This is a genomic window from Nocardia sp. NPDC050412 (genome assembly GCF_044458825.1).
Classification (GTDB): domain Bacteria; phylum Actinomycetota; class Actinomycetes; order Mycobacteriales; family Mycobacteriaceae; genus Nocardia.
Genome location: NZ_JBITIJ010000005.1, coordinates 321,960 through 345,272 on the forward strand (window position 1 = coordinate 321,960; position 23,313 = coordinate 345,272).

The window sequence follows — 23,313 nt, forward strand, 5'->3', positions numbered from 1 at the left end:
GATGCATCGGCCTGATGGTGGATGATGTTGTCGCTGAGGATGTTTCGGCGCGGCGATCGGGTTTCGATGATCTGTTCGCTCGGGTGGCGGGGGTGTTCGGGCGGGTTGAGCCGCGGCGGTGGGCCCGGTCGCATCTTCAGGCTGGCGGTTCGTCACCGGCTAGTGCTCTGCTCCGATGGGGTGATCGGGCACTGTAACCCCCGCGCTGTTGAAACAGAACCAATACCAGTCGCCGCTGAGGTGATGGGATTTGCCTGTCGCGGGCCAGTGGGCAGAGTGTTTGACAAAGCCACTTCCCATCGAGCAATAGGATGCCATTGGGCCAGTCCTGAAGTAGATGCCGTCGTTGAGGCGTTCCACACCGCGATCGCCGTTGGGTTCCACACCACGAATGCGATAAGAGCCGAGCCGGTCACCTTCGAACGTCCTTGGATCGGCACCGGCACGCACATGCTGTGCCGCATCGTCGAATGCGTGCGCCGAGAAGTGCCAGCGCACAGCTATTGGCAGGTCGACGCTCCATATAATCGCCGTGAGCGCGATTATCAGTGCGGGAGCAACCTGGGGGCCGAGTTCACGTATCCGGAGCCGCCGGGATCGGGCTGCCTGGATCAGGTAGGCGATGCCCATGGAGAACACCGCAACAACCATGAATGCCCACGCGAGGATCAAGAACGGCGACAACGACATCAGCTCGGCGCTCGCCGGCTTGCTCGCCGAGACGAGTATCCCAAGGCAGACCACGACGGTGCAGACAAGCAGAAGATACCTGCGAAGCAGTGACCGCAATCGTCGGTTCCCCCGTCGACTGCTCTCGGTTTGCGCCGTGCTCATGCCGGGAGCCTAGACTCCGGCCCTAGATCGTCACCGGGACGGTGACCTGATCACGAATCGGGTTCGGGAGTGTCGGCATATTGGTGCCGGTGAAGGGCTGCCGCCGCGCGATCCTGTCGAATTTATGTGTAATACAACCGATTTCGCGGTGGCCACGCGCACAGCGTGGCGGGTGGTCGGTGGCAGGACGGCTTCGAGGACCTGGTGGGGTGTGTAGCCGGGCGGTTCCGACGTGTCGAGACGCGCCGAGCCGCACGGGACATGGTGGCCGGTCTGGCTCGGAGGACAACCACTTACTACTGCGAGTCACAACCAGGGGTTTCCGCTCGCGGCGGCCCGGTGTCGCTAAACGATCGTTTGCTTTCCTCGGTACTGTCGCTCTGTCGTGTGAGAAGGTGGGGTTTCACTCGTGAATTGGGTTCTGCCGATAACGGTTACGCGTGCCGAAGGAATCCGGATGGAAGAGGGCTTGGTGGAAGCAGCGTTCGATGTGGCTGGGCTGGTGGGGCATCGCTATCGCGTGGCCGACTACTACGAGGTAGGGCGAGAGAAGATACGCGAGTACGCGCGAGCAGTACAAGATTTCCACCCGGTGCACTGGAGCGAAGCTGCTGCCGGTGAGCTCGGGTACGCCGGGTTGGTCGCGCCCACTACGTTCATCTCGACCGCCGCGATGCTCGCCAACCGCAGGCTCTTGGAAACCGTCATGACCGGCTACGACATGTTCGTGCAGACCGATCAGGTCTTCGAAATGTACAAGCCGGTGCTCACCGGCGACCGGTTGGTCAGCGATGTCGAGCTCTCCTCGGTGCGCCGCATCGCGGGCAAGGATCTGCTCACCATCACCAACACCTTCACCGGCCAGAACGGTGACGTCGTGCAGGTGATGCACACCACCGTCGTCGGCATCACCGGTGAGGACGTCGACGCCGGCATCAGCGACACGATCGAACGCGTGATCATGAGCGGACTCGACACGACCGCCCGAACCGCAGTCGCGCCCGCGCCCGCGGACGCGGATGGGCTGCTGGGCTCGGATCCGGATGCGACGACCGCTGTACGTACCTCCCCGGTCTCGCGCACACGTGTCCCGCGCACCGCACTCCGATTCGAGGACGTCACCGTCGGTGACGAGCTTCCTGCTCGCACCGTGCACCTGACACGCGGGGATCTGGTGAATTATGCCGGGGTCTCCGGGGATGCGAACCCTATCCACTGGCACGACGAGGTCGCGGCACTCGCGGACCTTCCGGACGTGATCGCCCACGGCATGCTCACCATGGGCCTAGGCGCGGGATTCGTCACCGATTGGCTCGGCGACCCGGGCGCGGTGATCAGATACGGGGTCCGGCTGTCGAACTACACGGTCATCGAAGCCGCCTCCGCTGGAAGCGTTGAGTTCACTGGGCGCATCAAGTCGGTCGACTCCGAAACCAGGACCGCTGTTGTCGTCATAGTCGCGAAGTCCGCCGGACGCAAGGTTTTCGGCCTCGCCACTGCGGATGTTCGCCTCACATAACCTCCGCCGCAATAGGTCCGGTGCTCAGAACAGGGTGTCGCGGACTCGTAGAGGCCGGTAGCCGGTGGGGCACAGCTGGGCGAGATCGGCGTCGATGTCGACTTCGATGGCGCCGAAGAAGACCAACCAGCTCGAACAGCGAAACATCGACCTGCAGCAACAACTCGACGAACGCGACGACGATCTTGCCGCCGCTCGTGCCACCAACCGCGAACTCATGACCCGGCTCAACACATCAACCCAGCCCCGATAACAGGTTCGAGCCCGCCCCTGTCGACTCGTGGCAACCGCCCCGAAGGAGGGCCGACCGTAATCAGTGTTACCGATCGTGTTCGCGTGCTCTTTTGCGGAGTGAGCGTGAGTGAGTTCATAGAGCACACGCCACATTCGCAAGTAGGTTCTTGAATATGGATAACGACGGACCCAGCCGTACAGCGCTCATCACCGCGTACGCCCGCGCCTATCACCAGATCGCTGACCGACCACAGATCTTCACCGACCCCCTGGCGGCACGTCTGCTCGGCGTCACCGCAGAGGAACTGGCCGAATTGGGCACGCCCACAACCAATCACCTCGGTGACGGGGCCAGCGATCGGCCCCGCCGACTCTTCTTCGCCGCACGCGCGCGCTTTGCCGAGGACGCCGTGGCCGCCGCCATCACCGCTGGTGTGCGGCAGGTCGTGATCCTCGGCGCCGGTCTGGACACCTTCGCCTATCGCAATCCGCGCCCGGACTTGCGTATCTTCGAGGTCGACCACCCCGCCACCCAAGCGTGGAAACGCGAACGCCTTACTACCGCCGGAATCGACCGCCCTGAGACGTTGACCTTCGTGCCGGTCGATTTCGAAACCCAGACGCTGGCAGCGGGATTGGAATCCACCGGGTTCAAACGGACGGACCCGGCCGTATTCGTGTGGCTCGGCGTCGTTTTCTATCTGACTCCGAACGCCGCCCACGCCACTCTCGAATACATCGCTGGTCAGGCCCAGCCGGTCGAGGTGGTCTTCGACTACCTGCAGCCCGCGAACAGCGACGAGGACCGTGCGCACCAGCAGGCACGTGCCGATCGGCTGGCCGGCGTCGGCGAACCCGTGTTCAGCTACTTCACGCCCGACGACATCGCCGCACAGCTGCGCGCCCTCGGCTTCACCGACCTCGAAGACCACTCCGCCCCCGACCTCGTCACTCGCTACCTCGACGGATCCCCAAGATTCGGAGGCGAACCGCCCCGCGCACTGCGCGCGATCCGCATACTGCGCGCGAGCCGCTGAGGATTGCCCGCCACGTCGACTCGCACCACATCTGTCGCGACGGCTAGCATCTCCGGCATCAGCCTCTGAACTGCACAAACTCAGAGAAATGCGGGAACGCACGTGAGCGGAGCCCCGGAGAACAGCCCGAATGCATAGGCGGTCTTGAACAAGGTGGCGTCCCGAAACGCGGGCAACCAGCCCTTGCGGCCGAAGGCTCGGATCCGGGCGACTTCGTTGTCGCAGTGAGCAAAGAAGGCGTGCAGCTCCGCTTTCGTGAACACCCGTTTCTTCGGATCGGACTCGTTCTGTTGAACGTGCAGGTCACCGAGCCATTCGTCGATCATCGCCGGAGTCCATTGCCACAGATAGACATTCACATACGCGGTGAACGCCTTGCCCGTGCTCTCACGGCCTTCCACCGTCGTGCGGCCAGGTTCCGCGCGAGCTGCTGATTGGCGAACCCGGCCAGCATGGCCCGAAAGACCTGTTCTTCCGGCCGCAGCAGCGACACCCCGTCGAGCAGATGCAGCCGTGCCGCACCTGGCACCGAACCGGAGAAACCCACCGAACCACCCACCCTCCACCGTTCGCATCTGATGCGAGTCATGGACGAATCCGCAGGCAGTTGGGCCACACTCGGTCATGAACAGACCGCAGACGGCTACCATCGCCAGTGCCTCGGCAGCTGAAATCCTCTGGCAGAAGCCGCAATTGCCGCCCTCGAACCGGTCGATGTGCACACCGTCGCGAGTTCGCAATCCGATGCAATTGGCGGCGAAAGTAGTAATCGCGCGAAAAACAACGACAATGGCTTGACCAGCAGTGATGGCAGCGGGAGTTCAAATCCGCCGAAGAGCCGAAAAGGGGAGCCATGAGCGGATGTCCGGTCCGGATTGGATACTTATCTCGAGCGAGGTTTCAGCAGATCCTCGACCAGGCTGCTGGTGAGAGCGCGAGGGATGCTCGCCCCGGTCAGAGCGCAATAAACGAGCGGACCGAGTAGGGCATCGAGCGTGGCGTCGAGGCCGAGTTCGGGCGAGATCTCAGCGGCGTCGATTGCGTGCGCGAGCATGTCGCGTTCTCGAGCGCGGCGTGGATCGAGATAGCGCGTGTGGAAGCTCTCGGCTGTGCCGGGATTGTGCTGCGCCTCGGCGATGAGTGCGAGCAGGACCTTGCCGGCAGGCTCGCGGGTGAGGAATCGGGCGAAGCCGCGGATGTACGCGCGGATGTTTTCTGCTGTGGGCTTGTCCGTTGGGACGGGGAGGCGCTTGTCGCTGTCTTCGATAAGCGTGTCGAGGAGGATCTCGACCTTCGAGGGCCACCAGCGGTAGATCGTTTGCTTGGCGACGCCGGCACGACGCGCAATCGCCTCGATGGTCAAAGCGCCGAAGCCGTGCTCGACGAGCAGATCGTCCGCGGCATGCAGCACGGCCAGCCGCGCAGCCTCGTCGCGACGGTTGCCCGAGCGCGTCCTGGGCGGAGAGTCCGGGGCGGGCATGGGGTCACCTTACCGGTCGGTGATGCCGTGACCGGACGGCGACGTAATGTATTGTCTAGACGCAACGTTGCGTCTATAGAATATTTCGTCAGGTAGGAGCAGATAATGTCCGCCACGTCCAACCGTCAAGCACTCGTCATCGGGGCCTCCAGAGGCTTGGGTCTTGCCCTGGCCGGTGAGCTCGTTCGACGCGGCTGGCGAGTCATCGCCACCACGCGCCGCGACGGCGACGAGCTACAAGTGAATTCCGATGCCTCCAATGGGCGGCTGCACATCGAAACGCTGGAGATGACCAGCTCGGAACAGTTGGCCGCGCTGCGCGAGCGCCTGGACAGGGACCGACTCGACCTACTGTTCGTCAACGCCGCCATCGACCGCGGCAATCTGCCGATCGACGAGGTCTCCACCGACATGTTTACCGAGGTGATGATCACCAACGCACTGAGCCCGTTGCGCGTCCTCGAGGCCCTGCGTGGGCTCGTCGTGCCTGGCGGAACCGTGGCGGTCATGTCCTCCGACCAGGGCAGCATCTCCCGAAACACCGAGGGCGGCTATGAGCTCTACAAAGCCAGCAAGGCCGCGCTCAACCAGCTGATGCGCAGTTACGCCACCCGCCATGCCGGTGACGGACACACCAAACTGCTCATCGACCCCGGCCACAACCGGACCCGGCTCGGCGGACCCGACGCGCCTCTCGCCCCGCAAGAGAGCATCCCGGCCGTCGCCGACGTCCTCGAGACGCAGTCCGGTGCGCCCGGCCTGCAGTTCCTGGATCGGCACGGCCAGAGCGTCCCGTGGTAGAGCCACACCTGCGCTGATCGAGCTGTCGAGCCACCCGCCGAGCACCGGCCGTGATGCGAGATACGTTGTCGGACAGGCGATCAGGAGCCGCCACTCAGACGCGCGCCATGCGGCAATAGGGGGCATTCGGCGACGAACACAATCTGGGATTCGGCGGTGGTGGGCTGCTGCCCCCGGACCGCGGATGCGCGGGCCAGGCCTGGCCGACACCTTGCCTGCCCTGGTGCGCCGGCCCGCGACCGACGTCGGGATCAGATGGGCGCGGTCTGGATCCGGTCGAAGATCAGTACTCATGAGGATCTAATTCGTTGCCGTCGGCGCTGAGTTCGCGTTTCCCGTCCGGCTGACCGCCGGTGCCGGCATTGTTCACGAGCACATCCAATCGCGAAGTGCGGGCGATGATCTCGTCGGCCAGCCGGTCCACCTCCGCGAGTCGCGACAGGTCGGCCAGGACGATCTGCGGTGCGTGTCCGCTCGCGGCTGTCACCTCGGCCGCTGCGGCCCGATCGGGGTTGCGGCCGTGCAGGATCAGCCGGGCACCCGCTGCGCCGAGCCGCACCGCGAGTTCGCGGCCGAGTCCGTCCGTCGCGCCCGTCATCAGCACAGTGCGATCGACCATGCGATCGATATCGTTGTCGCTCATAATCTTTCCTTGCAGTCTCATTTCCCGTCCTCGTTCCGGATGCTGACCGAAGTGGCGGTCAGGTCGAGCGCGACGTGCGTGCCGAGAGGCGTGTGCACGACGCGCGGTTCGCCAGTGGCCGGCATCGGTATGCCGTTAACGACGACCTCGACCCAAAAGGCTGAAACGCGATCAATGGATATGGTCCCGGGGCGCACGGGCGCCCGCCGGGCCGCGCAGGCGGTCACCGGCGGGTTGTCGCCTTGGACGGCGGGGTCGAGGCAGGCGCGGAAACCCGCCCTCCGCAGTCGAATTCCTTCGGGCCCGGCGGCGACTCCGACCATGATGTAGTTGCCATCCGGACCGGCCCGGGCGTCGTCAGTCGAGGAAGTGCTCGAGTTCCGCGGTGACGAATTGGGGATTCTCCTCGACGAGCCAGTGCCCCGCGTGCGGGACGTCCACGGCTCGCACGATGTTGGTCAGGCGCGGAGAGAGGGTGGCTCGGATCGCGTCGAGTTGGCCCTGGGCGGTCATGAGCAGGGTCGGGACGGATGTCGGTGGGTCAGCGACGGTGTCGCGGACGTCCTTGTCGAGAGCGCGATAGAGCTCGAAGCCGACCGACAGGGCCTCGGGGCGACTGTAAGTGCGTGCGAATTCGTCGATCTCGGCGTCGGTGAACGGGGATCGCTCCGAGGTGCCGCCGAATGCCGTGCCGCCGAAGGAGGCCTGCGGGTAGAACATGGCCAGGTACTCGCGGACGTGGTCGCCGACGATCGCTTCGGGGACCCGTGGCTGGGAGTGGAAGGCGATGTGCCAGCTCAGCGCGCGGTAGGTGCGTGCATCGATCGCGGGGCCGGGCAGGGGCAGGTCGAGGTAGCCGAGGCGGGCGGTGTCGGCGGGGAACTGGTCGGCGTACTGGAATGCGATGGCGGCGCCGAAGTCGTGTCCGACAACGCGGGCGTCCCGCACTCCGAGCCGGTCGGCGATCAGGGTGTGCGCGTACCGGGCGAGGGTGGCCTTGTCGGAGCCGGTTGGTAAGCCGGTGCTGTCACCCAGTCCGGGGAGGTCGATGGCGTAGACGGTGTGGTGTTCGGCGAGGGCGGGCATGATCGGCCACCAGCCGTACCAGGTCTGGGGCCAGCCGTGGATCAGCACCACCGGCGTGCCGTGGCCGCCGGTCACGTAGTGCATGCGGACGCCGTCGACGTCGGCGAAATTGTGCTGAAAAGTGTTCTCGAACTTGGGATCCCCGTGCGTGGCGGCGGCGTAGGAGGGGACGGCGGGCGTTGTCGTGGAGCAGGCCGCGGTTGCCATCGTGAGCAGGATCGTGAGTGCGACGGTGGCGACCGCGCGCGTGGAGCGGAGCAAGCCGCGTGGCCGGGTTGCGGTGATCATGTGGTCCTGTCCTGGATGAAGTCAGCGGCCGGTCGTGCCGTCGAATAGTTCGCGGAGGATGTCAGCGTGGCCGGCGTGGCGGCCGCTCGCCGGCGATCCGGTCGTCCAGGCCGTGCGAGCGGGCACGGCCGGCGAGCCGCTCGATCGCCACGGCCGAGACGTCGACGGCGGTCACCCGCCAACCGCGCTGGGCGAGCCATAACGCGTCGCCGCCGCCGAGGTCCAGTGCGTCGCCGGGTGACACATCCGGAACCGTCTCGGCGAGAAGAACATTCGGGCGCGGGTCCGCGGGTGCCGTCCGGTCGGCATACACGCCGTCCCAGAACGTGACCGCATCGGTGGTGGTCATCGAGACTCCTACTGTCGGAATGGGCTTCGGAGACGGCGGGGTGGGTAGGACTCAGTCTCATCCGGCGCTCCGTGATCTGGCACGCAATCTTGCGGTTCCGGCAAGATGGGCGCATGGACCCCGAAACAGATGACGTGCTCGACGCGGTGGGCCCGCGGCTGCGTGCGTTACGGCGCGAGCGCGGTATCACCCTCGCCGATCTCGCGACGACGACCGGTGTCTCCGAGAGCACGCTGTCGCGGCTGGAGAGCGGGCAGCGCCGGGCAACCCTCGAGTTGCTGCTGCCGCTCGCTCGCACCTACGACGTGCCGTTGGACGACCTCGTCGGTGCGCCCCGCACTGGCGATCCCCGAATCCATCTGAAACCGATCCGGCGGTTCGGGATGGTCTTCGTGCCGCTGTCCCGGCGGCCGGGCGGGGTGCACGCGTTCAAGATGATCATTCCCAGGGTTCCGGCACCGCTCGAGCCGACGCCGCAAACGCACGACGGCTTCGAGTGGCTGTATGTGCTCAACGGCCGCCTCCGACTGGTAGTCGGCGAGCGCGACCTGACCTTGCCGCCCGGCGAGGCCGCGGAATTCGACACCTCCCTACCGCACTGGCTGGGCAGCGCCGACGGCGGCACGGTCGAGCTGCTCATCCTGTTCGGCTTGCAGGGGCTGCGGTCGCATGTACACGCCGAGCCGCATCGGTGAGCTTCCCCGGCAGCCGGCTCATGCGGTGTTGACGCGACGAGGAAGGTCACGGCCGGGGCGGACGCGCACCCGGCGGAACTCCCACCCCGACGCGACCCGCTAGCGCACCAAATTCCTGGCAGGGTGCCCGTCCTCCAACCGCGCGGCGATGCTTGACTCGTTCCAGAAAGCGGACGAGACTCTGGGCGTGTCCACGGCCACGGAATTCCAGCAGATGCTGCGGGGAGTTTCGCTTCGCGTGACCGCTCCGCGTATTGCGGTGTTGAGTGCGGTGCACGACCATCCGCACGCCGATACGGATGCGATCATCCGCGCCGTGCGATCTCGGCTGTCAGCGGTATCGCACCAGGCGGTGTACGACTCGTTGCGCGTGCTCACCGCCGCGGGCCTGCTTCGATGTATTCAGCCCTCCGGCTCGGTCGCCCGGTACGAAACGCGGGTCGGCGATAACCATCATCACGTCGTATGCCGGGCGTGCGGGTTGATCGCCGATGTCGACTGCTCGGTCGGGGAGGCCCCGTGTTTGTCCGCGTCCGACGACCGCGGCTTCTCGATCGACGAGGCCGAGGTCATCTACTGGGGTCTGTGTCCCGATTGCGCCGCATCGCACGCCAGATGATCACGTCCTGACCGCAGCCCGCCTTACTCATTCAGGAAGGAATGTCATGACATCCGATAGCCGTCCACCCGCTCCGGAGACCGGAACTCGAAGCGCGAGCGAGAGTGAGAACCCGGCCATCCCGTCTCCGACTGCGAAAACCGACCATCGCCCGCGCACCATCAAGGACTGGTGGCCCGAGCAGATCGATGTCTCGGTGCTGCACGCACATTCGTCCAAGTCCAACCCACTTGGCGAGGATTTCGACTACGCCGAAGAGTTCGCGAAGCTCGATGTCGACGCTCTGAAGGCCGACGTCGCCGCCGTTATGACCGACTCGCAGGACTGGTGGCCCGCGGACTACGGCAACTACGGTGGCCTGTTCATCCGGATGAGCTGGCACGCGGCGGGCACGTACCGAATCGCCGACGGCCGCGGTGGCGGCGGTCAGGGCGCGCAGCGCTTCGCGCCGCTCAACAGTTGGCCGGATAACGCCAGTCTGGACAAGGCTCGTCGACTGCTGTGGCCGGTCAAGCAGAAGTACGGCAACAAGATCTCCTGGGCCGATCTGTTGGTGTTCGCCGGCAATGTCGCTCTCGAATCGATGGGTTTCCAGACCTTCGGCTTCGGTTTCGGCCGCCCCGATATCTGGGAGCCGGAAGAAGTGTTCTGGGGCCCGGAGGACACCTGGCTCGGCGACGAGCGCTACAGCGGTGACCGGGATCTGGCGAAGCCGTTCGGCGCTGTCCAGATGGGCTTGATCTATGTGAATCCGGAAGGGCCCAACGGCCGCCCGGATCCGGTGGCCGCCGCGCGGGACATCCGAGAGACCTTCGGCCGCATGGCGATGAACGACGAGGAGACCGCCGCCCTGATCGTCGGCGGCCACAGTTTCGGCAAGACCCACGGTGCGGGCGATCCCGATCTGGTCGGCCCCGAACCCGAAGCGGCCCCGCTCGAGCAGCAGGGCCTGGGCTGGAAGAGTTCCCACGGAACCGGCAAGGGTAAGGACGCGATCACCAGCGGTCTCGAGGTCGTGTGGACTGCCACTCCGACCAAGTGGGGCAACGGCTTCCTGCAGAACCTGTACGGCTACGAGTGGGAACTGACCAAGAGCCCGGCCGGGGCGTGGCAGTGGAAGCCGAAGGACGGCGCGGGCGAGGGCGCCATTCCAGATCCGTTCGGCGGGCCGGCCCGCACCCCGACCATGCTGACTACCGACCTGTCGCTGCGGGAAGATCCGATCTATCGGGAGATAACCCGCCGCTGGCTCGAGCACCCCGAGGAACTGTCCGAGGCGTTCGCCAAGGCGTGGTACAAGCTGCTGCACCGCGATATGGGACCGCTCAGCCGCTACCTCGGGCCATGGGTTGCCGAGCCGCAGCTGTGGCAGGATCCGGTGCCGGCCGTCGATCACGAACTGATCGACGAACAGGACATCGCGGAGCTCGAGCGCAAGGTCCTCGACTCCGGCCTTTCGATCGCGCAGCTGGTCAAGACCGCGTGGGCGTCGGCAGCGAGCTACCGCAGTACCGACAAGCGCGGCGGCGCCAACGGCGCCCGGATTCGGCTCGCGCCCCAGAAGGATTCGGAGGTCAACGAACCCGCCGAGTTGGCGAAGGTCCTGCCCGTGCTCGAGCAGATCCAGCAGGAGTTCAACGGTTCGGCAGCCGGCGGCAAGAAGGTGTCGCTGGCCGACCTGATCATCCTGGCCGGATCCGCGGCGGTCGAGAAGGCGGCCAGGGATGCCGGCCACGACATCAAGGTGCCGTTTGCGCCCGGACGGACCGACGCCACGCAGGAGAACACCGATGTGGAATCGTTCGCGGTGCTCGAACCGCGCGCGGACGGGTTCCGCAACTACGTCCGCTCCGGCGAGAAGGCCCCGCTGGAGCGTCTGCTGCTCGATCGCGCGTACATGCTCGACGTGACGGCTCCGGAGATGACGGTACTGATCGGCGGCCTGCGCGCCCTGGGCGCCAATTACGGCGGCAGCAAGCATGGTGTGCTCACTGAGCGTCCGGGCCTGCTGACGAACGACTTCTTCGTCAACCTGCTCGATATGCGCACAGAGTGGAAGACGTCCGAGTCGGCGGAAAACGTCTACGAAGGTTTCGACCGGTCCTCCGGCCGGCCCAAGTGGACAGCCACGGCCAACGACCTCATCTTCGGCTCGCACTCGGTGCTGCGCTCGGTAGCCGAGGTCTATGCGCAGCAGGACGCCACCGAGAGGTTCGTAAAGGACTTCGTCGCCGCGTGGGTCAAGGTGGTCGACAACGATCGATTCGACCTCGCCTGATCTCGGTTGGGCCGCCGGTGGCGTGGCAGCACGTTGTGTGTCACGCCTGTTTCGACGCGAGCTCGATCACGGTGATATCAGAGGGTGCGCCGACGCGGACCGGGGGTCCCCACGCGCCGGCGCCGCGGCTGACGTAGAGCTGGGTGTCGCCGTAGCGGTCCAGGCCCGCGACGGTCGGACTGGCAAGGCCCGCAAGGTAATTGCCGGGCCATAACTGGCCGCCGTGGGTGTGGCCGGACAGTTGCAGGTCGACTCCGAATTCGACCGCATCGTGGATCTGCACTGGCTGATGCGCCAACAGCACCGCGGTACGCGCGAGATCACGGTCGCCGAGCGCGGCGGTGAAGTCCGGTCCCTGTCCGATGCGTTCGCCTTGAATATCGTTGACCCCGGCAAGGTCGAAATACGGCAGCTCGGTGCGGCTGTTCGCAAGCAGCCGCAGTCCGAGTTCCTGCACATGCTCGATCCACTGCTCGGCACCGGAGAAGTATTCGTGGTTGCCGGTGACGAAATAGGCGCCGTGTCGTGCCTGCAACCGCGCCAGTGGTTCGACCGCCGAGCGCAGGTGTTCGACGCTACCGTCGACTAGATCACCCACTACGGCAATGAGATCCGGTTGGGTGTCGTTGATCGTCTCGACCACTCGCTCGGCGAATCCTCGGCCCAGAATCGGACCGAGATGGATATCGCTGACCACTGCGATCCGGTAGCCGTGCGCGGTGCGTGGCAGATGGGCCAGCGGCACCGTCAACTGCTTTACTCGCGGGCCGGTCAGCACGCTGTGGGTACCGTAGCCGACCGTGCTCACCGCCGCCAGGGTCGCCGCGGCGCCTACCGCCCGAGAGACGAAGAGTCGCCGTGAAACCGGCGCGGGATGATCCGCGGCCACGGTTGCCGCAATGTCTTCGGCCGTCCTCGAATGCGCCATCCAACGCCGCAAAAGCGGCCGCACCAGTTCACCCGCAAACAGCCACAGCACGAGATAGACGAACAGCGCGCCCCACATATAACCGGGCCAGGCGATGATCTGGATGATCAGAAACGGAACACCGGCCGATTCGGACGCGAACGCACCGATCAAAAGTGCTGTCCCCGCGACGATCACGCCGGTACCGACCCGGCGGGCGATCGACCCGCGCTCCGTCGTATCCCACACCAGCCGCCGCCAGAGATACCAGTGCACGCCGACCACTCCCAGAACGACGATCACCGCACCGACGACGATTCCCACAACGACCACCACGTCCACGGCAGCACTCTATGTCGTCCGAGCATTGGGTGAGAGTGCCGAGTAACGGCCGACGAGTGTTGGATCGGGATCGCGAGTACTACGGTGCCAACCGCGAGTGGCTACCACAGGTGCAGGCCGGCGATGACCCCTAGAACGTGTTCTGCCTCGTGCGGAGTGTGCCGCCCGATGAGCGAATCTACGGTATGACTACGTAGTAATCGGCTGATCCAGCTACCCTGGGACTTCAGAGATGTCCAGTAGTTGATGAGGGAGTCGGCATCGTGCGTGGATTCGGGGATTTGGAGGCGGTGATCATGGACCGCATTTGGGATCGGGACGCGGAAACGACAACGGTCCGCGAAATTTTCGACGAACTGGCCGCCGAGCGTGGTATCGCCTACACCACGGTCATGTCGACCATGGACAACCTGCACCGCAAGGGCTGGTTGGCGCGCGAACGCGCGGGTAAGGCATATCGATATTGGCCGACGCTCACTCGTGAGGAACACAGCGCGCGGCTCATGCTCGAGGCACTCGGCTCCGGCGGCCGCTCGGATCTGGTGCTCAGCCATTTCGTCGATCGGATCAGCGACGAGGAGTCGGCCGGACTGCGGGCCGCACTGCGTCGGCTGACCTCGCGTAAAACCCCAGAGGCGCCGTGAATGTAGCCGTCAGCCTGATGATCTACGGCAGCTTGGTGGCCACCTTCGGCCCGACCGTGCTGCGCAGACTCACCCGGCGCGGCGTCGCACCCCGGCTCGGGGTGCTCGCCTGGCTGGTCGCGATCGCGGGCGCATTGGGAGCCTGGGTCATCGCGGCCGGCATACTGATCGTCGAATTCGCCACCTACTGGCATCCCGCCGATACGCTGCGCGACTGCTACAACGCGCTGGCCACACCGATGCGCATGCACGGTGGCCTGCTGGTCCAATTGGGCACCCTGACCTGCGCGGCCCTGGTCGCCATTGCGCTCCTGGGCATCCTGGCGCACGCCGCACAGGCGGTGTTGTACATGCGACGCAAGACCATCGCACACGGACGCGCCGTTCGCATGGTCGGTCGTCGCGTGCCCGGCGTCGGTGCGGTCGTGCTGGACTCGCCGGAGCGCCAAGCCTATTGCGTGGCCGGCCGCCCCGACACCATTGTCGTGACCAGCGCGGCCGTCGACGCACTGACCGAGAAGCAGCTCGCCGCGGTGCTCGCTCATGAGCACGCACATCTGAGCGAGCGGCATGCCGGACTGCTCCGATTGCTGCGCGGTATCGCGATCACGCTGCCCGGGATGCGTCTGGTGACCGACGGGACGCACGAAATCGGCCGACTACTCGAAATGTGCGCCGACGATACGGCGGCGCGGACGCACGGCCGGGAGCCGCTGCTCGGCGGCCTGCTCGCGATTGTCGGCGCGACCGAACCGCTGCCGACAGCGGCGTTGGGCGCCGCGGCCACCGCCGTACTGGATCGGGCCGAGCGCTTGGTGGCACCGGTCGGCGCGGTGCGGCGCGCGACGAATCGGACCGCATTGCTCGCCGTGATGGCGGCGACCGTGGTGGGTCTTCTCGAGATTGCGGTCGGAGTACTGTTCTGCAGCACAGTGCTGGGATGAATCCGGTACCGGTCCCGAGCCGGTGCGGGTTGTGTCCGGTTGGCCGGCAGAACAGAGGAGGGGCATAGGTGCACGTCACCTGGGAGCAGGTTTTCGCTTGGCGGCTGCGCAGGCAATTCGTCATGTCACCTGACGATGTCGGTGTCACCGAGATCGTCGAGCGCCTGTGCGGTGTGCAGGCTCAGGTGACCGCGGCCGCCGATCTCGCGGTGGCGCTGCGGCGCAGCAAACCCGATCCAGGTGCGCTGCTACCGGAATTGGCGGCGGGCACCCTGATGAAGACCTGGGCCATGCGCGGAACTCTGCACGCGCTCACCCCTGATATGGCGGCCGCGGTTCTTTCCTTGATCGGTTCTGCCCGCACCTGGGAAAAGCCCGCCTGGCAGCGCACATTCGGGGCGTCGCCCAAGGATGTCGCGGCGCTGGTCGATGCGGTGGCGCAGGTGCTCGATGGCGTGGTGCTCAGCCGGGACGAACTGGTCGACGCGCTGGTCGCCGACCCCGCATTCCATCGGCTCGGCGAGGAATTGCGCTCCGGCTGGGGTGCGCTGCTCAAGCCGCTGGCCTGGCAGGGGGCGCTGTGTCACGGTCCCGCCCAAGGTAATCGGGTCACGTTCACCAGCCCGGCCCATCTGGTCAACGGTTGGCGTGGCCTGCCCGAACCCGATGCCGCCGCACCTGTAGCCATTACCGGTTACCTCGGCGCATACGGCCCGGCGACCCCGGAAGCCTTCGATGCCTGGCTCAGCCGCAACAGCCTCCAGAAGACGAGGGTGCGTCGATGGTTCTCGGAGTTAGGGGACGCACTCACCGAGGTCGATATCTCAGGCAGGCGCGCCTACATACTCACCGAACATGCCGACGAACTGGCAGCCACGAAACCGGCCCGCACCGCGGTACACCTTTTGGGCGCCTTCGACCAATACGTCCTGGGGCCGGGCACCGGCGACACCGAACTACTTCCCACCGAACATCGCTCCCGAGTAAGCCGGGCAGCAGGGTGGATTTCTCCCATCCTGGTCCTCGACGGCCGCATCGCCGGCACCTGGGAGACCAGCGCCGACGACCTATCCATCACCACCTTCAACGGCTCACTGCCTCCGACCCTCGAGCTGAAAGCCGCTGCCGACCACGTCGCCGCAGCCATGGGCCACACCGGTTTCACCGTCCACGTGGCGTAGCAACCATCCGCGGCCGACCGAAGGTGACCGCGGTGGATGCGACGGACCTGCCGCTTCCTGATGAGTTCTTTGAAGCAACCAACTATGCTGAGGCGCATGCGCAGGACCAGCTTCGACGAGATGAACTGCTCGGTCGCCCAATGCCTGGAGGTGGTCGGCGAATGGTGGACGCTGCTGATCGTGCGCGACGCACTCTTCGGCGTGAGCCGCTTCGACGACTTCCGCGCACGTCTGGGCATCGCCCGCAATGTACTCACCCAGCGCCTGGAACACCTTGTCGCGCACGACATCATGGTCAAGGTGCCCTACCAGGAAAATCCGGTGCGCTACGACTACCAGCTCACCCCAAAAGGTCGCTCGCTCTGGCTCGTCGTCAATGCCATGCGCCAATGGGGTGACCAGTGGGCCGCGCCCGACGGCCCGCCGGTGCAGGCCGTGCACGAATCCTGCGGCAAGACCACCGTGATCGAACCGGTCTGCGCCGAATGCGGCCAGCGGGTGCACGGGCAGGACCTGAGCCCCGTCGACGGTCCTGGCGCTGCGGGCGGCCGCTCGATCCTGCCCGCCGACCTCCAGCACGCCCACTGATCGATACGTCCATTAGGCTGCGGCGGTGGCGGATGGGCGAGTGCGGAAGTTGATCGACACGGTCGCGTGGGTGCGCATCGAGGACGGCCGCATCCTCTGTGCACGACCTAAAGGCAAGGACATCTTCTACATTCCGGGCGGCAAACGCGAGGGTGCGGAGTCCGATCTGCAGACGCTGCTGCGCGAGATCGAAGAGGAGTTGACCGTCGCGCTGGTTCCGGAAACCGTCGCCCACGTCGGCACGTACGAGGCCGCACTGCACGGGCCGGCCAACGATGTGATCGTACGGATGAGCTGCTACACCGCCGACTATCGTGGCATCCTCGCGGCGAGTAGTGAGATCGAAGAGGTCGCGTGGTTCTCCTATGCGGATCGCGCGTTGGTGCCGCCGGTCGATCAGCTGCTGTTCGACGACCTGGTCGATGCGGGCCGACTGGCCTGAGGTGCCCGCGCATCCGCCGCGCGGGATACGGTCGATGGCATGACCACGGTTCGCTCACTGTTGCGTTGGGCCGCATACGCGTTGGTTGCGCCGGTAATCGGCCTCGGCCCGATAGCGAGCCGGTTTCGCGTCCCGCGCCGATTGCTGGGCATTTTCATCGCGCCGCGAGATCGTCTGGCAGTGCGTGCGGTCGCGCATTCGGTGCTGGCCGGTGCGGTCGGCCTGCTGACCTGGTTTTTTGCCTTCCTGGCGACCATCGCCGCGGTACGCGGAATCTTCTATCCACTCATCGCGGACAACGATCTCGAGCACTCCTGGGGTGGTCCGACGCTGGCCGGAGCCTGGGCGGTGCATGCACTGCTCGGGGTCGGGCTACTGCCCGTATGGGGTCTGGCGCTGGCCGGATTCGGTGCAGTGCAAGTGCGCCTGACCCGCCGGTTACTCGGTCGGCACGGTCCGTGGTGGCCCCTTCCGGTATCGCTGTTGTTGGTCGTCGGTGGGGTGGTGCTGTTCATCTCCTGGTGGCATCAAGTCTGAATGGGGCATGGGCAGGGCCCGCAGATGCGGTGGTGAATCACGTGCGGATCGTGGGGGGCCGGTGAAACGTGCGGGCGCCTGGCTGGCCACTCTCGAACCGGCGCTCGGTGAACATGCCGAACGCCGTCTCGTCGGCTGCCTCATCGACTGGAAGGTGGACGGCATCGCCGGCCACCACATCAGCGCCAGGCTCGAATACCGGTAGCCGCGATCAGGTGGCGACCGGAGACCGCCCGGCCCGTTCGATGAGGTGTTGTACCAGGTTGAGTAGTACTTCTTTGCTGGAGGTGCGGTCGCGGGCGTCGCACAGCATGACCGGGATGTGGTCATCGAGGTCGAGTGCGTCGCGTACCTCATCGATGGTGTAGACGGGTGCGCCCTGGAAGCAGTTGACCGCGACCAGGAATGCCAGTCCGCGGCGTTCGAAGTAGTCCACGGCGGCAAAGGAATTGCCGAGCCGACGGGTGTCGGCGATGACGATTGCGCCGAGTGCGCCGCGGGAGAGTTCGTCCCAGAGGAACCAGAATCGGTCTTGGCCGGGGGTGCCGAATAGGTAGAGGACGAGGTCGCGGTCGATGGTGATGCGTCCGAAGTCCAGAGCCACGGTTGTGGTGGTTTTGTGTTCGACGCCGGATAGGTCGTCGACCCCGGTGGAGACTTCGGTGATCAACTCCTCGGTGCGCAGTGGCGCGACCTCGCTGATGGAGGACACCATGGTTGTTTTGCCGACGCCGAATCCGCCGGCGATGAGGATTTTGACCGAGGCCGCCAGTTGTGGTGTCGCACTGGGGTGGGTGGGGTCAAAGTTTTCGGATGCCATCCAGTACCGCTCGCAATATGTTGAGATCGCCGGGGCCTGCTTCCGGCTGGACCGGTGCCCGGAAGATCAGGTGGCCCTCGCCGATCAGGTCGCCGACGAGGATCTTGGTGACCGCTAGGGGGAGTTTCAGGTGGGCCGCGACCTCGGCGACGGATTGTGGTGCGCGGCAGAGTCGCACGATATCCGCGTATTCCGGTTCGGCTCGCCGCAGGGTGGGTGGTGGGTCGGTGGTGACGACCACGGTGAGCATGTCCAGGTCGTGGCCTGCTCCCATCACCCGCCCGCGGGTGAGTGCGTAGGGCCGGACCAGTGGGCCGGCTTGTTCGTCGTACCATTGCCCGCCGTGGTGTGTCATGGCAGTCGTGCTGGGGTGGATAGGTAGGTGCCGACGCGTTGGACGGTGACGTTCATTTCGTAGGCGACCATGCCGAGGTTGGCTGTTTCGGCGGCTTGTAGTGCTAGGCAGGCGTTGTCGCCGGCGGAGGTGACGAACAGTATCGCGCGGTCGAGTTCGATGACGGCTTGGCGGACGCTGCCGCCGTCGAAGCGGGCTCCGGCGCTGCGGGCGAGGCCGTAGAGGGTGGAGGACATGGCGGCGAAGTGTTCGGCGTCTTCGCGGGTCATGGTGGTGGAGCGGCCGAGGAGTAGGCCGTCGGTGGATAGTACTACTGCGTAGCGTACGCCGGCGAGGCGGTCGACGAGGTCGTCGAGTAACCAGTTGAGGTCACCGGGGCTGGAAGAAGTCACCGTTACCTTCCTGTTCATCCGAGTGTTTACCGCTCGGTCCCTGATAGGTGCCGAATTGCTCGGCGGCCGCCACCTCTGGCAGCACGGCATCGGGGACGGCACGGCGGCCCTGCCTGGTCCCGTTTTCGATGGCGGACATCAGATCTCGCGCCTGCTCCGCCGAACGTTCCCGCTCCGGTGGCTGCTCGGCTTCGGGTTCGGCCGGAGTCGATTGCGCCAGTTGCGGTGCGATGCTGGCTTGCCGGTTGCGGCGCGGCAGCGCTGGCCTGGTGTCGGGCGCGGTGGGCTGCGGCGCCTCGAACGTGGGCGGCGCTTCGACGGCGGGCGGCGCCAGCGGCGGCGCGGTGAGCACCGCGGACTCGGTTTCAGCGCCACCATAGGGGGAGGAGTCGACGAACGGGACCGGATGCCGTCGCCTGCGCGCTGATTCCAGCGGCTCGGAATCCGTTGTCAGAGCGGCTTGTTCATTGGCGAGCAGGGCCGAGGGGATGAGCACGATGGCACGGATGCCGCCGTAGTCGGACTCCGACAACCGGACCGATACCCCGTGCCTGGCGGCCAGCTGGGCGACCACGAACAATCCGAGCCGGGAGTCCGAAGACAACGCCGCGACACCGAAATCCGGTGGCTTGCGCAACATCTCGTTGACCCGGGCGATCTCGGCCTCGGTCATGCCCATGCCCTGATCGCTGATCTCGGCGACCACGCCTTTGCCGACCACATTGCCGCTCACCTCGACCCGCGACTGTGGTGGCGAGAACGAGGTCGCATTGTCCACCAGTTCGGCGAGCAGATGGATGAGGTCGGCCACGACCGAGCCGAGCACATGCGTCTCGGGTAGCCGGGCCACGCGAACCCTTGCGTAGTCGAGGGTTTCGCCGACCGCGCTGCGCACCAGATCGATCAGCGGCACCGGATTGCGCCACTGCCGCCCTGGCTGGCCGCCACCGAGAATGATCAGGTTCTCGGCATTGCGACGCTCGCGGGTGGCGAGGTGATCGAGCCGGAACAGGGTGTCCAGCAGGGCCGGATCCTCCTGGCGCTCTTCGGCCTTGTCAAGAATCTCCAGCTGCCGGTGCACCACGATCTGGCTGCGGTGGGCGATATTCAGGAAGACCGCCTTCACACCCTCACGGGTGCGGGCCTCGTTCACCGCACCCGCGACGGCCGCGGCATGCGCGTGCTGGAAGGCCTTGGCCACCTGACCGATTTCGTCGTGACCGTAATCCAGTTCCGCGGATTCGACCTCCGGATCGATGAGCTCACCCTCGCCGAGCCGGCGCATCAGCTCGGGCAGCCGCTCATCGGCCAGCGCCAGGGTTTCACCGCGAAGCCGCTTGAGCCGGTTGATGACTCGGTTGGCCAGCACGATCGCGATCACGAACGCCAGCAGGCTGACCACAATGACACCGCCACCGGCCCACGCCGATCGCGCGGTGGCATCGGCGGCCTCGTCTTCGGCCAACTTCTGCGAGTACTTGTTCTGGGCGATCCACACATCGATCAGCCCGCGGTTCACCTCGCCGGCCGCGCTGTGCCACTCCTGGGGGCTCAGCGGCAGGGCGGGTGGCGTCGCCTGTTTGGTGGAGCTGCTCGACGAACTGGATGAACTCGACGAGTTGGAGGTGGTGCTCGTTGCCGTGGTGTTGCGTTGGGCCAGCGCGTTTTCCATGGCTATCAGCTGCTGCCAAGCCTGGCTCGCCATCAGCGTGTGCAGGCTCTCCTGCTGCTTCGGGTCCAGTTCGCCCGCGAGATTGGCGGCCTCGGCGTGATAGAAGCCGATCTGGCGCAGGTACTCGTCCATCGGAATGGGGGTCGGCCCATTGGAATTGACGATCATGCCCGCGAGCGCGGTGCTGCGCGACATCGCTTCGGCCACCAGGAAGATTCGCATACCGTCGGCGATGTGCACGCCGATCGTGGCGTCCGGTGCGGACTGCTCGGCGATCTCGGTGCCGAAGGAGATGATGTCGAGCAGTCGGTTGTAGAAGTTGTATGCGTCCGGGACGGGCAAGGTGCCGGCATCGGTGAGCGTTCGGACCTGGTTCATCGACGTCGACAGCGTCATAAAGTTCGCGGCGTTATCGCCGATCTTCGAATCGTCCACCGCCCGGAGTCCGGCGGAGGCATCGATCAGGCCCTTCAGCGCGCCATCGAGGCGCATCCTGGCCACACCTAGTGCGGGGGTTGCGGTCTCGTCGCCGGTCAGCGCGGCCAACGTAAGCTGGCGTTCGCTCTGGACCGCCTCCAGCAATTCGCGGGTGGAGGGTATGGCCTGCTGATTCTGGGCCGCCCAGTCCTTGGCCTTATTTCCCTCGGCAACCAGATATCCCGCCGCACCCACGCCGACCACGAGCAGAGTCAGGCTCGGCACGAGCGCGATCGCCAGAATCCGTGTTCGGACCCCGAGCCTCGCTCTGAACATCGCCATAATCTAAACCAGTTGTGACCATTTCGTTGCGCATGTCCTGCTGAGCGGGACTCGAGTTGACATTTCCGTAGTACTTGCGCCGGCCCGTTCGATGAGATGCTGGACCAGCATCAGCAGGGTGTTCTTGCAGTACTTCCGGTGACGAATACGCGTCGTCATCCGCCAACCCCGAGGAGAGGCTCCTACTGAGAACGGACGCGGCGTATGTTGTGTGTATCTGGGGGTTACTCACAAGTAGGAGGCACCGATGCCCGCGCCGAAAGCCGAAGTGTTCGACCGCCTGAGCGCGATCGCCGCGATCGCTGATCCGGATGGCCGTGCGCGCAAAACGATCGCCGAAACCTTCACCGGCAACCCACTCGGCAGCGTGCCGGTCGGCACCGCCGATGACGTGGTGGCCGCATTCGACAAGGCCGAGACCGCGCAGGCCCGATGGGCCGCGCGTCCGGCCAAGGATCGTGCCGCGGTACTCGAGCGATACCGCGAATTGGTCGTCGAACAGCGCGAATTCCTGATGGACGTGATCCAGGCCGAAACCGGTAAGGCGCGCTGGGCCGCCCAGGAAGAGATCATGGGCCTGATGTTCGCGGCCCGCTATTTCGCCGGGGTCGCACCAGATCTGCTCGACGCACACCGCGTGCCCGGCGCCTTCCCGGTGCTCAACCGAGCGACGGTGCGCCACCAGCCCAAGGGCGTCGTCGGTGTGGTCGCGCCGTGGAACTATCCGATGCTGCTGTCCATCGGCGATTCGATCCCGGCGCTACTCGCGGGCAATGCGGTGATCGTCAAACCGGATAGTCAGACCCCGTTTTCCGCGCTGGCCAGCGCCGAACTGCTGTACCAGGCCGGACTGCCCCGTGACCTGCTCGCCGTCGTCCCCGGACCGGGCACCGTCGTCGGCACCGCCATCGTGGACAATTGCGACTACCTGATGTTCACCGGCTCCTCCGCCACCGGTCGCACCCTGGCCGAACAGTGCGGGCGCAGGCTCATAGGATTCTCCGCGGAACTCGGCGGCAAGAACCCGATGATCGTCACCCGCGGCGCGAAACTGGACAAGGCCGCCAAGGCCGCGGTGCGCGCCTGTTTCTCCAATGCGGGTCAACTGTGTATTTCGATCGAACGGCTGTATGTGGAGAAGGCGGTCGCCGCGGAGTTCACCGAGAAGTTCGTTGCCGCCGTACAGGCCGCGAAACTCGGTGCGGACTACGATTATTCGGCCGATATCGGCAGCCTGATCTCCGAAGCGCAATTGGAGACCGTGTCCAAACATGTCGCCGACGCGACCTCCAAGGGCGCTCAGGTGCTCGCGGGCGGCAAAGCGCGTCCGGATCTGGGACCGCTGTTTTTCGAACCCACCGTGCTCGCCGATGTCACCGACGAGATGGAATGCGGCCGCAACGAAACCTTCGGTCCGCTGGTCTCGATCTACCCGGTCGAGAGCGTGGAGGAGGCGATCGGGCTGGCCAATGACACCGAATACGGTCTGAACGCGAGCGTCTGGGCGCAGAGCAAGGCCGCGGGGGAGCGGATCGCCGAGCGGTTGCATGCGGGCACCGTCTGCGTCGACGAGGGGTATGCCCCGGCTTGGGGCACCACCGCCGCGCCGATGGGCGGTATGGGCATCTCCGGTGTCGGGCGCAGGCACGGCCCGGACGGTCTGTTGAAGTTCACCGAACCTCAGACCGTTGTAGTCACGCGATTCATGAATCTCGATGCGCCGCCGGTGATTTCGCGGGACAAATGGCAGCGGCTGCTGATGACGCTGGTCCGTGGTTTCCGTTTCCTGCCCGGCAGGTAGACACCGCACCCCGCCGTCCCGGTCTGCAGCGGGACGGCGGGGCTTAGCGGTGTCGGCCCAGGGCTG

Annotated in this window: 25 protein-coding genes and 1 pseudogene; 15 read left to right on the forward strand and 11 right to left on the reverse strand. The window is 65.7% G+C overall.

Annotated elements, in window-relative coordinates:
- Nucleotides 1-159: 159 nt before the first annotated feature.
- Complete coding sequence (locus ACIBI6_RS15925) at nt 160-834, reverse strand: hypothetical protein (RefSeq protein ID WP_396956769.1); 675 nt, start codon at nt 832-834, stop codon at nt 160-162.
- Between the two features lie 457 nt (nt 835-1,291).
- On the opposite strand from ACIBI6_RS15925, the gene ACIBI6_RS15930 reads away from it, so the two are divergent.
- The 3 genes from ACIBI6_RS15930 to ACIBI6_RS15940 all read left to right on the forward strand — a co-directional run bounded on the left by ACIBI6_RS15930 (nt 1,292) and on the right by ACIBI6_RS15940 (nt 3,624).
- Nucleotides 1,292-2,353, forward strand: coding sequence for a fused (3R)-hydroxyacyl-ACP dehydratase subunits HadA/HadB (locus ACIBI6_RS15930; RefSeq protein WP_364356641.1), 1,062 nt, complete (start codon nt 1,292-1,294; stop codon nt 2,351-2,353).
- A gap of 94 nt (nt 2,354-2,447) precedes the next feature.
- Nucleotides 2,448-2,606 (forward strand): hypothetical protein, encoded by a 159-nt coding sequence (locus ACIBI6_RS15935; RefSeq protein ID WP_364356644.1) that lies wholly within the window; start codon nt 2,448-2,450, stop codon nt 2,604-2,606.
- 154 nt (nt 2,607-2,760) lie between these two features.
- Nucleotides 2,761-3,624 carry a class I SAM-dependent methyltransferase gene (locus ACIBI6_RS15940; RefSeq protein WP_364356647.1) on the forward strand — a complete coding sequence of 288 codons (864 nt, stop codon included), beginning with the start codon at nt 2,761-2,763 and terminating at the stop codon, nt 3,622-3,624.
- Nucleotides 3,625-3,704: 80 nt separating this feature from the next.
- Here ACIBI6_RS15940 and ACIBI6_RS15945 read toward each other — a convergent pair whose 3' ends face one another.
- Nucleotides 3,705-4,346: a hypothetical protein gene (locus ACIBI6_RS15945; protein ID WP_364356650.1), complete on the reverse strand. Its 642-nt coding sequence runs from the start codon at nt 4,344-4,346 to the stop codon at nt 3,705-3,707.
- 161 nt (nt 4,347-4,507) lie between these two features.
- Entirely contained in the window at nt 4,508-5,104 is a 597-nt protein-coding gene (locus ACIBI6_RS15950; protein WP_364356653.1) for a TetR/AcrR family transcriptional regulator, read from the reverse strand.
- Nucleotides 5,105-5,209: 105 nt separating this feature from the next.
- On the opposite strand from ACIBI6_RS15950, the gene ACIBI6_RS15955 reads away from it, so the two are divergent.
- Nucleotides 5,210-5,905 (forward strand): SDR family NAD(P)-dependent oxidoreductase, encoded by a 696-nt coding sequence (locus tag ACIBI6_RS15955; protein WP_364356656.1) that lies wholly within the window; start codon nt 5,210-5,212, stop codon nt 5,903-5,905.
- A gap of 355 nt (nt 5,906-6,260) precedes the next feature.
- Here ACIBI6_RS15955 and ACIBI6_RS15960 read toward each other — a convergent pair.
- The 3 genes and pseudogenes from ACIBI6_RS15960 to ACIBI6_RS15970 all read right to left on the reverse strand — a co-directional run.
- A pseudogene (locus tag ACIBI6_RS15960) lies at nt 6,261-6,569 on the reverse strand (SDR family NAD(P)-dependent oxidoreductase); the annotation flags it as partial.
- 336 nt (nt 6,570-6,905) lie between these two features.
- Nucleotides 6,906-7,922: an alpha/beta fold hydrolase gene (locus tag ACIBI6_RS15965; RefSeq protein WP_396956772.1), complete on the reverse strand. Its 1,017-nt coding sequence runs from the start codon at nt 7,920-7,922 to the stop codon at nt 6,906-6,908.
- Between the two features lie 61 nt (nt 7,923-7,983).
- Complete coding sequence (locus ACIBI6_RS15970) at nt 7,984-8,271, reverse strand: class I SAM-dependent methyltransferase (protein WP_396956773.1); 288 nt, start codon at nt 8,269-8,271, stop codon at nt 7,984-7,986.
- 113 nt (nt 8,272-8,384) lie between these two features.
- Here ACIBI6_RS15970 and ACIBI6_RS15975 point away from each other — a divergent pair, with 113 nt between their 5' ends.
- From ACIBI6_RS15975 to katG, 3 genes are all read left to right on the forward strand, one after another.
- Nucleotides 8,385-8,966, forward strand: a complete 582-nt coding sequence (locus tag ACIBI6_RS15975) for a helix-turn-helix domain-containing protein (RefSeq protein ID WP_396956774.1) — start codon at nt 8,385-8,387, stop codon at nt 8,964-8,966.
- A 214-nt stretch (nt 8,967-9,180) separates the two neighbouring features.
- Complete coding sequence (locus ACIBI6_RS15980; protein ID WP_396957056.1) at nt 9,181-9,585, forward strand: Fur family transcriptional regulator; 405 nt, start codon at nt 9,181-9,183, stop codon at nt 9,583-9,585.
- A gap of 46 nt (nt 9,586-9,631) precedes the next feature.
- A complete protein-coding gene (katG, locus tag ACIBI6_RS15985; protein WP_396956775.1) occupies nt 9,632-11,863 on the forward strand; it encodes a catalase/peroxidase HPI in 2,232 nt (743 codons plus the stop codon).
- 40 nt (nt 11,864-11,903) lie between these two features.
- Here the strand turns inward: katG and ACIBI6_RS15990 are convergent, their stop codons facing one another.
- Entirely contained in the window at nt 11,904-13,112 is a 1,209-nt protein-coding gene (locus ACIBI6_RS15990) for a metallophosphoesterase (RefSeq protein ID WP_364351169.1), read from the reverse strand.
- 263 nt (nt 13,113-13,375) lie between these two features.
- Here ACIBI6_RS15990 and ACIBI6_RS15995 point away from each other — a divergent pair, with 263 nt between their 5' ends.
- From ACIBI6_RS15995 to ACIBI6_RS16025, 7 genes are all read left to right on the forward strand, one after another.
- Nucleotides 13,376-13,756 (forward strand): BlaI/MecI/CopY family transcriptional regulator, encoded by a 381-nt coding sequence (locus ACIBI6_RS15995; protein ID WP_364351172.1) that lies wholly within the window; start codon nt 13,376-13,378, stop codon nt 13,754-13,756.
- Nucleotides 13,753-14,700: a M56 family metallopeptidase gene (locus ACIBI6_RS16000; protein WP_364351175.1), complete on the forward strand. Its 948-nt coding sequence runs from the start codon at nt 13,753-13,755 to the stop codon at nt 14,698-14,700. Before ACIBI6_RS15995 ends, ACIBI6_RS16000 begins: the two co-directional genes overlap by 4 nt.
- Nucleotides 14,701-14,768: 68 nt before the next feature.
- Entirely contained in the window at nt 14,769-15,881 is a 1,113-nt protein-coding gene (locus ACIBI6_RS16005; RefSeq protein WP_364351178.1) for a winged helix DNA-binding domain-containing protein, read from the forward strand.
- 96 nt (nt 15,882-15,977) lie between these two features.
- A complete protein-coding gene (locus ACIBI6_RS16010; protein ID WP_364351181.1) occupies nt 15,978-16,469 on the forward strand; it encodes a helix-turn-helix domain-containing protein in 492 nt (163 codons plus the stop codon).
- Nucleotides 16,470-16,494: 25 nt separating this feature from the next.
- Nucleotides 16,495-16,911 carry an NUDIX domain-containing protein gene (locus tag ACIBI6_RS16015; protein WP_364351184.1) on the forward strand — a complete coding sequence of 139 codons (417 nt, stop codon included), beginning with the start codon at nt 16,495-16,497 and terminating at the stop codon, nt 16,909-16,911.
- A 39-nt stretch (nt 16,912-16,950) separates the two neighbouring features.
- Entirely contained in the window at nt 16,951-17,448 is a 498-nt protein-coding gene (locus ACIBI6_RS16020; protein WP_364351187.1) for a sensor domain-containing protein, read from the forward strand.
- 61 nt (nt 17,449-17,509) lie between these two features.
- Nucleotides 17,510-17,653: a hypothetical protein gene (locus ACIBI6_RS16025; RefSeq protein ID WP_364351190.1), complete on the forward strand. Its 144-nt coding sequence runs from the start codon at nt 17,510-17,512 to the stop codon at nt 17,651-17,653.
- Nucleotides 17,654-17,659: 6 nt separating this feature from the next.
- On the opposite strand, the gene ACIBI6_RS16030 is transcribed toward ACIBI6_RS16025, so the two are convergent.
- The 4 genes from ACIBI6_RS16030 to ACIBI6_RS16045 are packed head-to-tail and all read right to left on the reverse strand — an operon-like array spanning nt 17,660 to nt 21,440.
- Complete coding sequence (locus ACIBI6_RS16030; RefSeq protein WP_364351193.1) at nt 17,660-18,268, reverse strand: ATP/GTP-binding protein; 609 nt, start codon at nt 18,266-18,268, stop codon at nt 17,660-17,662.
- Nucleotides 18,249-18,623, reverse strand: coding sequence for a DUF742 domain-containing protein (locus tag ACIBI6_RS16035; protein ID WP_364351196.1), 375 nt, complete (start codon nt 18,621-18,623; stop codon nt 18,249-18,251). The genes ACIBI6_RS16030 and ACIBI6_RS16035 overlap by 20 nt, the downstream gene beginning before the upstream one ends.
- Nucleotides 18,620-19,015: a roadblock/LC7 domain-containing protein gene (locus ACIBI6_RS16040; protein WP_364351199.1), complete on the reverse strand. Its 396-nt coding sequence runs from the start codon at nt 19,013-19,015 to the stop codon at nt 18,620-18,622. Before ACIBI6_RS16040 ends, ACIBI6_RS16035 begins: the two co-directional genes overlap by 4 nt.
- Complete coding sequence (locus ACIBI6_RS16045) at nt 18,993-21,440, reverse strand: nitrate- and nitrite sensing domain-containing protein (RefSeq protein ID WP_364351202.1); 2,448 nt, start codon at nt 21,438-21,440, stop codon at nt 18,993-18,995. The genes ACIBI6_RS16040 and ACIBI6_RS16045 overlap by 23 nt, the downstream gene beginning before the upstream one ends.
- A 253-nt stretch (nt 21,441-21,693) precedes the next feature.
- Here ACIBI6_RS16045 and ACIBI6_RS16050 point away from each other — a divergent pair, with 253 nt between their 5' ends.
- Nucleotides 21,694-23,247 carry a succinic semialdehyde dehydrogenase gene (locus ACIBI6_RS16050; RefSeq protein WP_364351205.1) on the forward strand — a complete coding sequence of 518 codons (1,554 nt, stop codon included), beginning with the start codon at nt 21,694-21,696 and terminating at the stop codon, nt 23,245-23,247.
- Nucleotides 23,248-23,313: the final 66 nt, after the last annotated feature.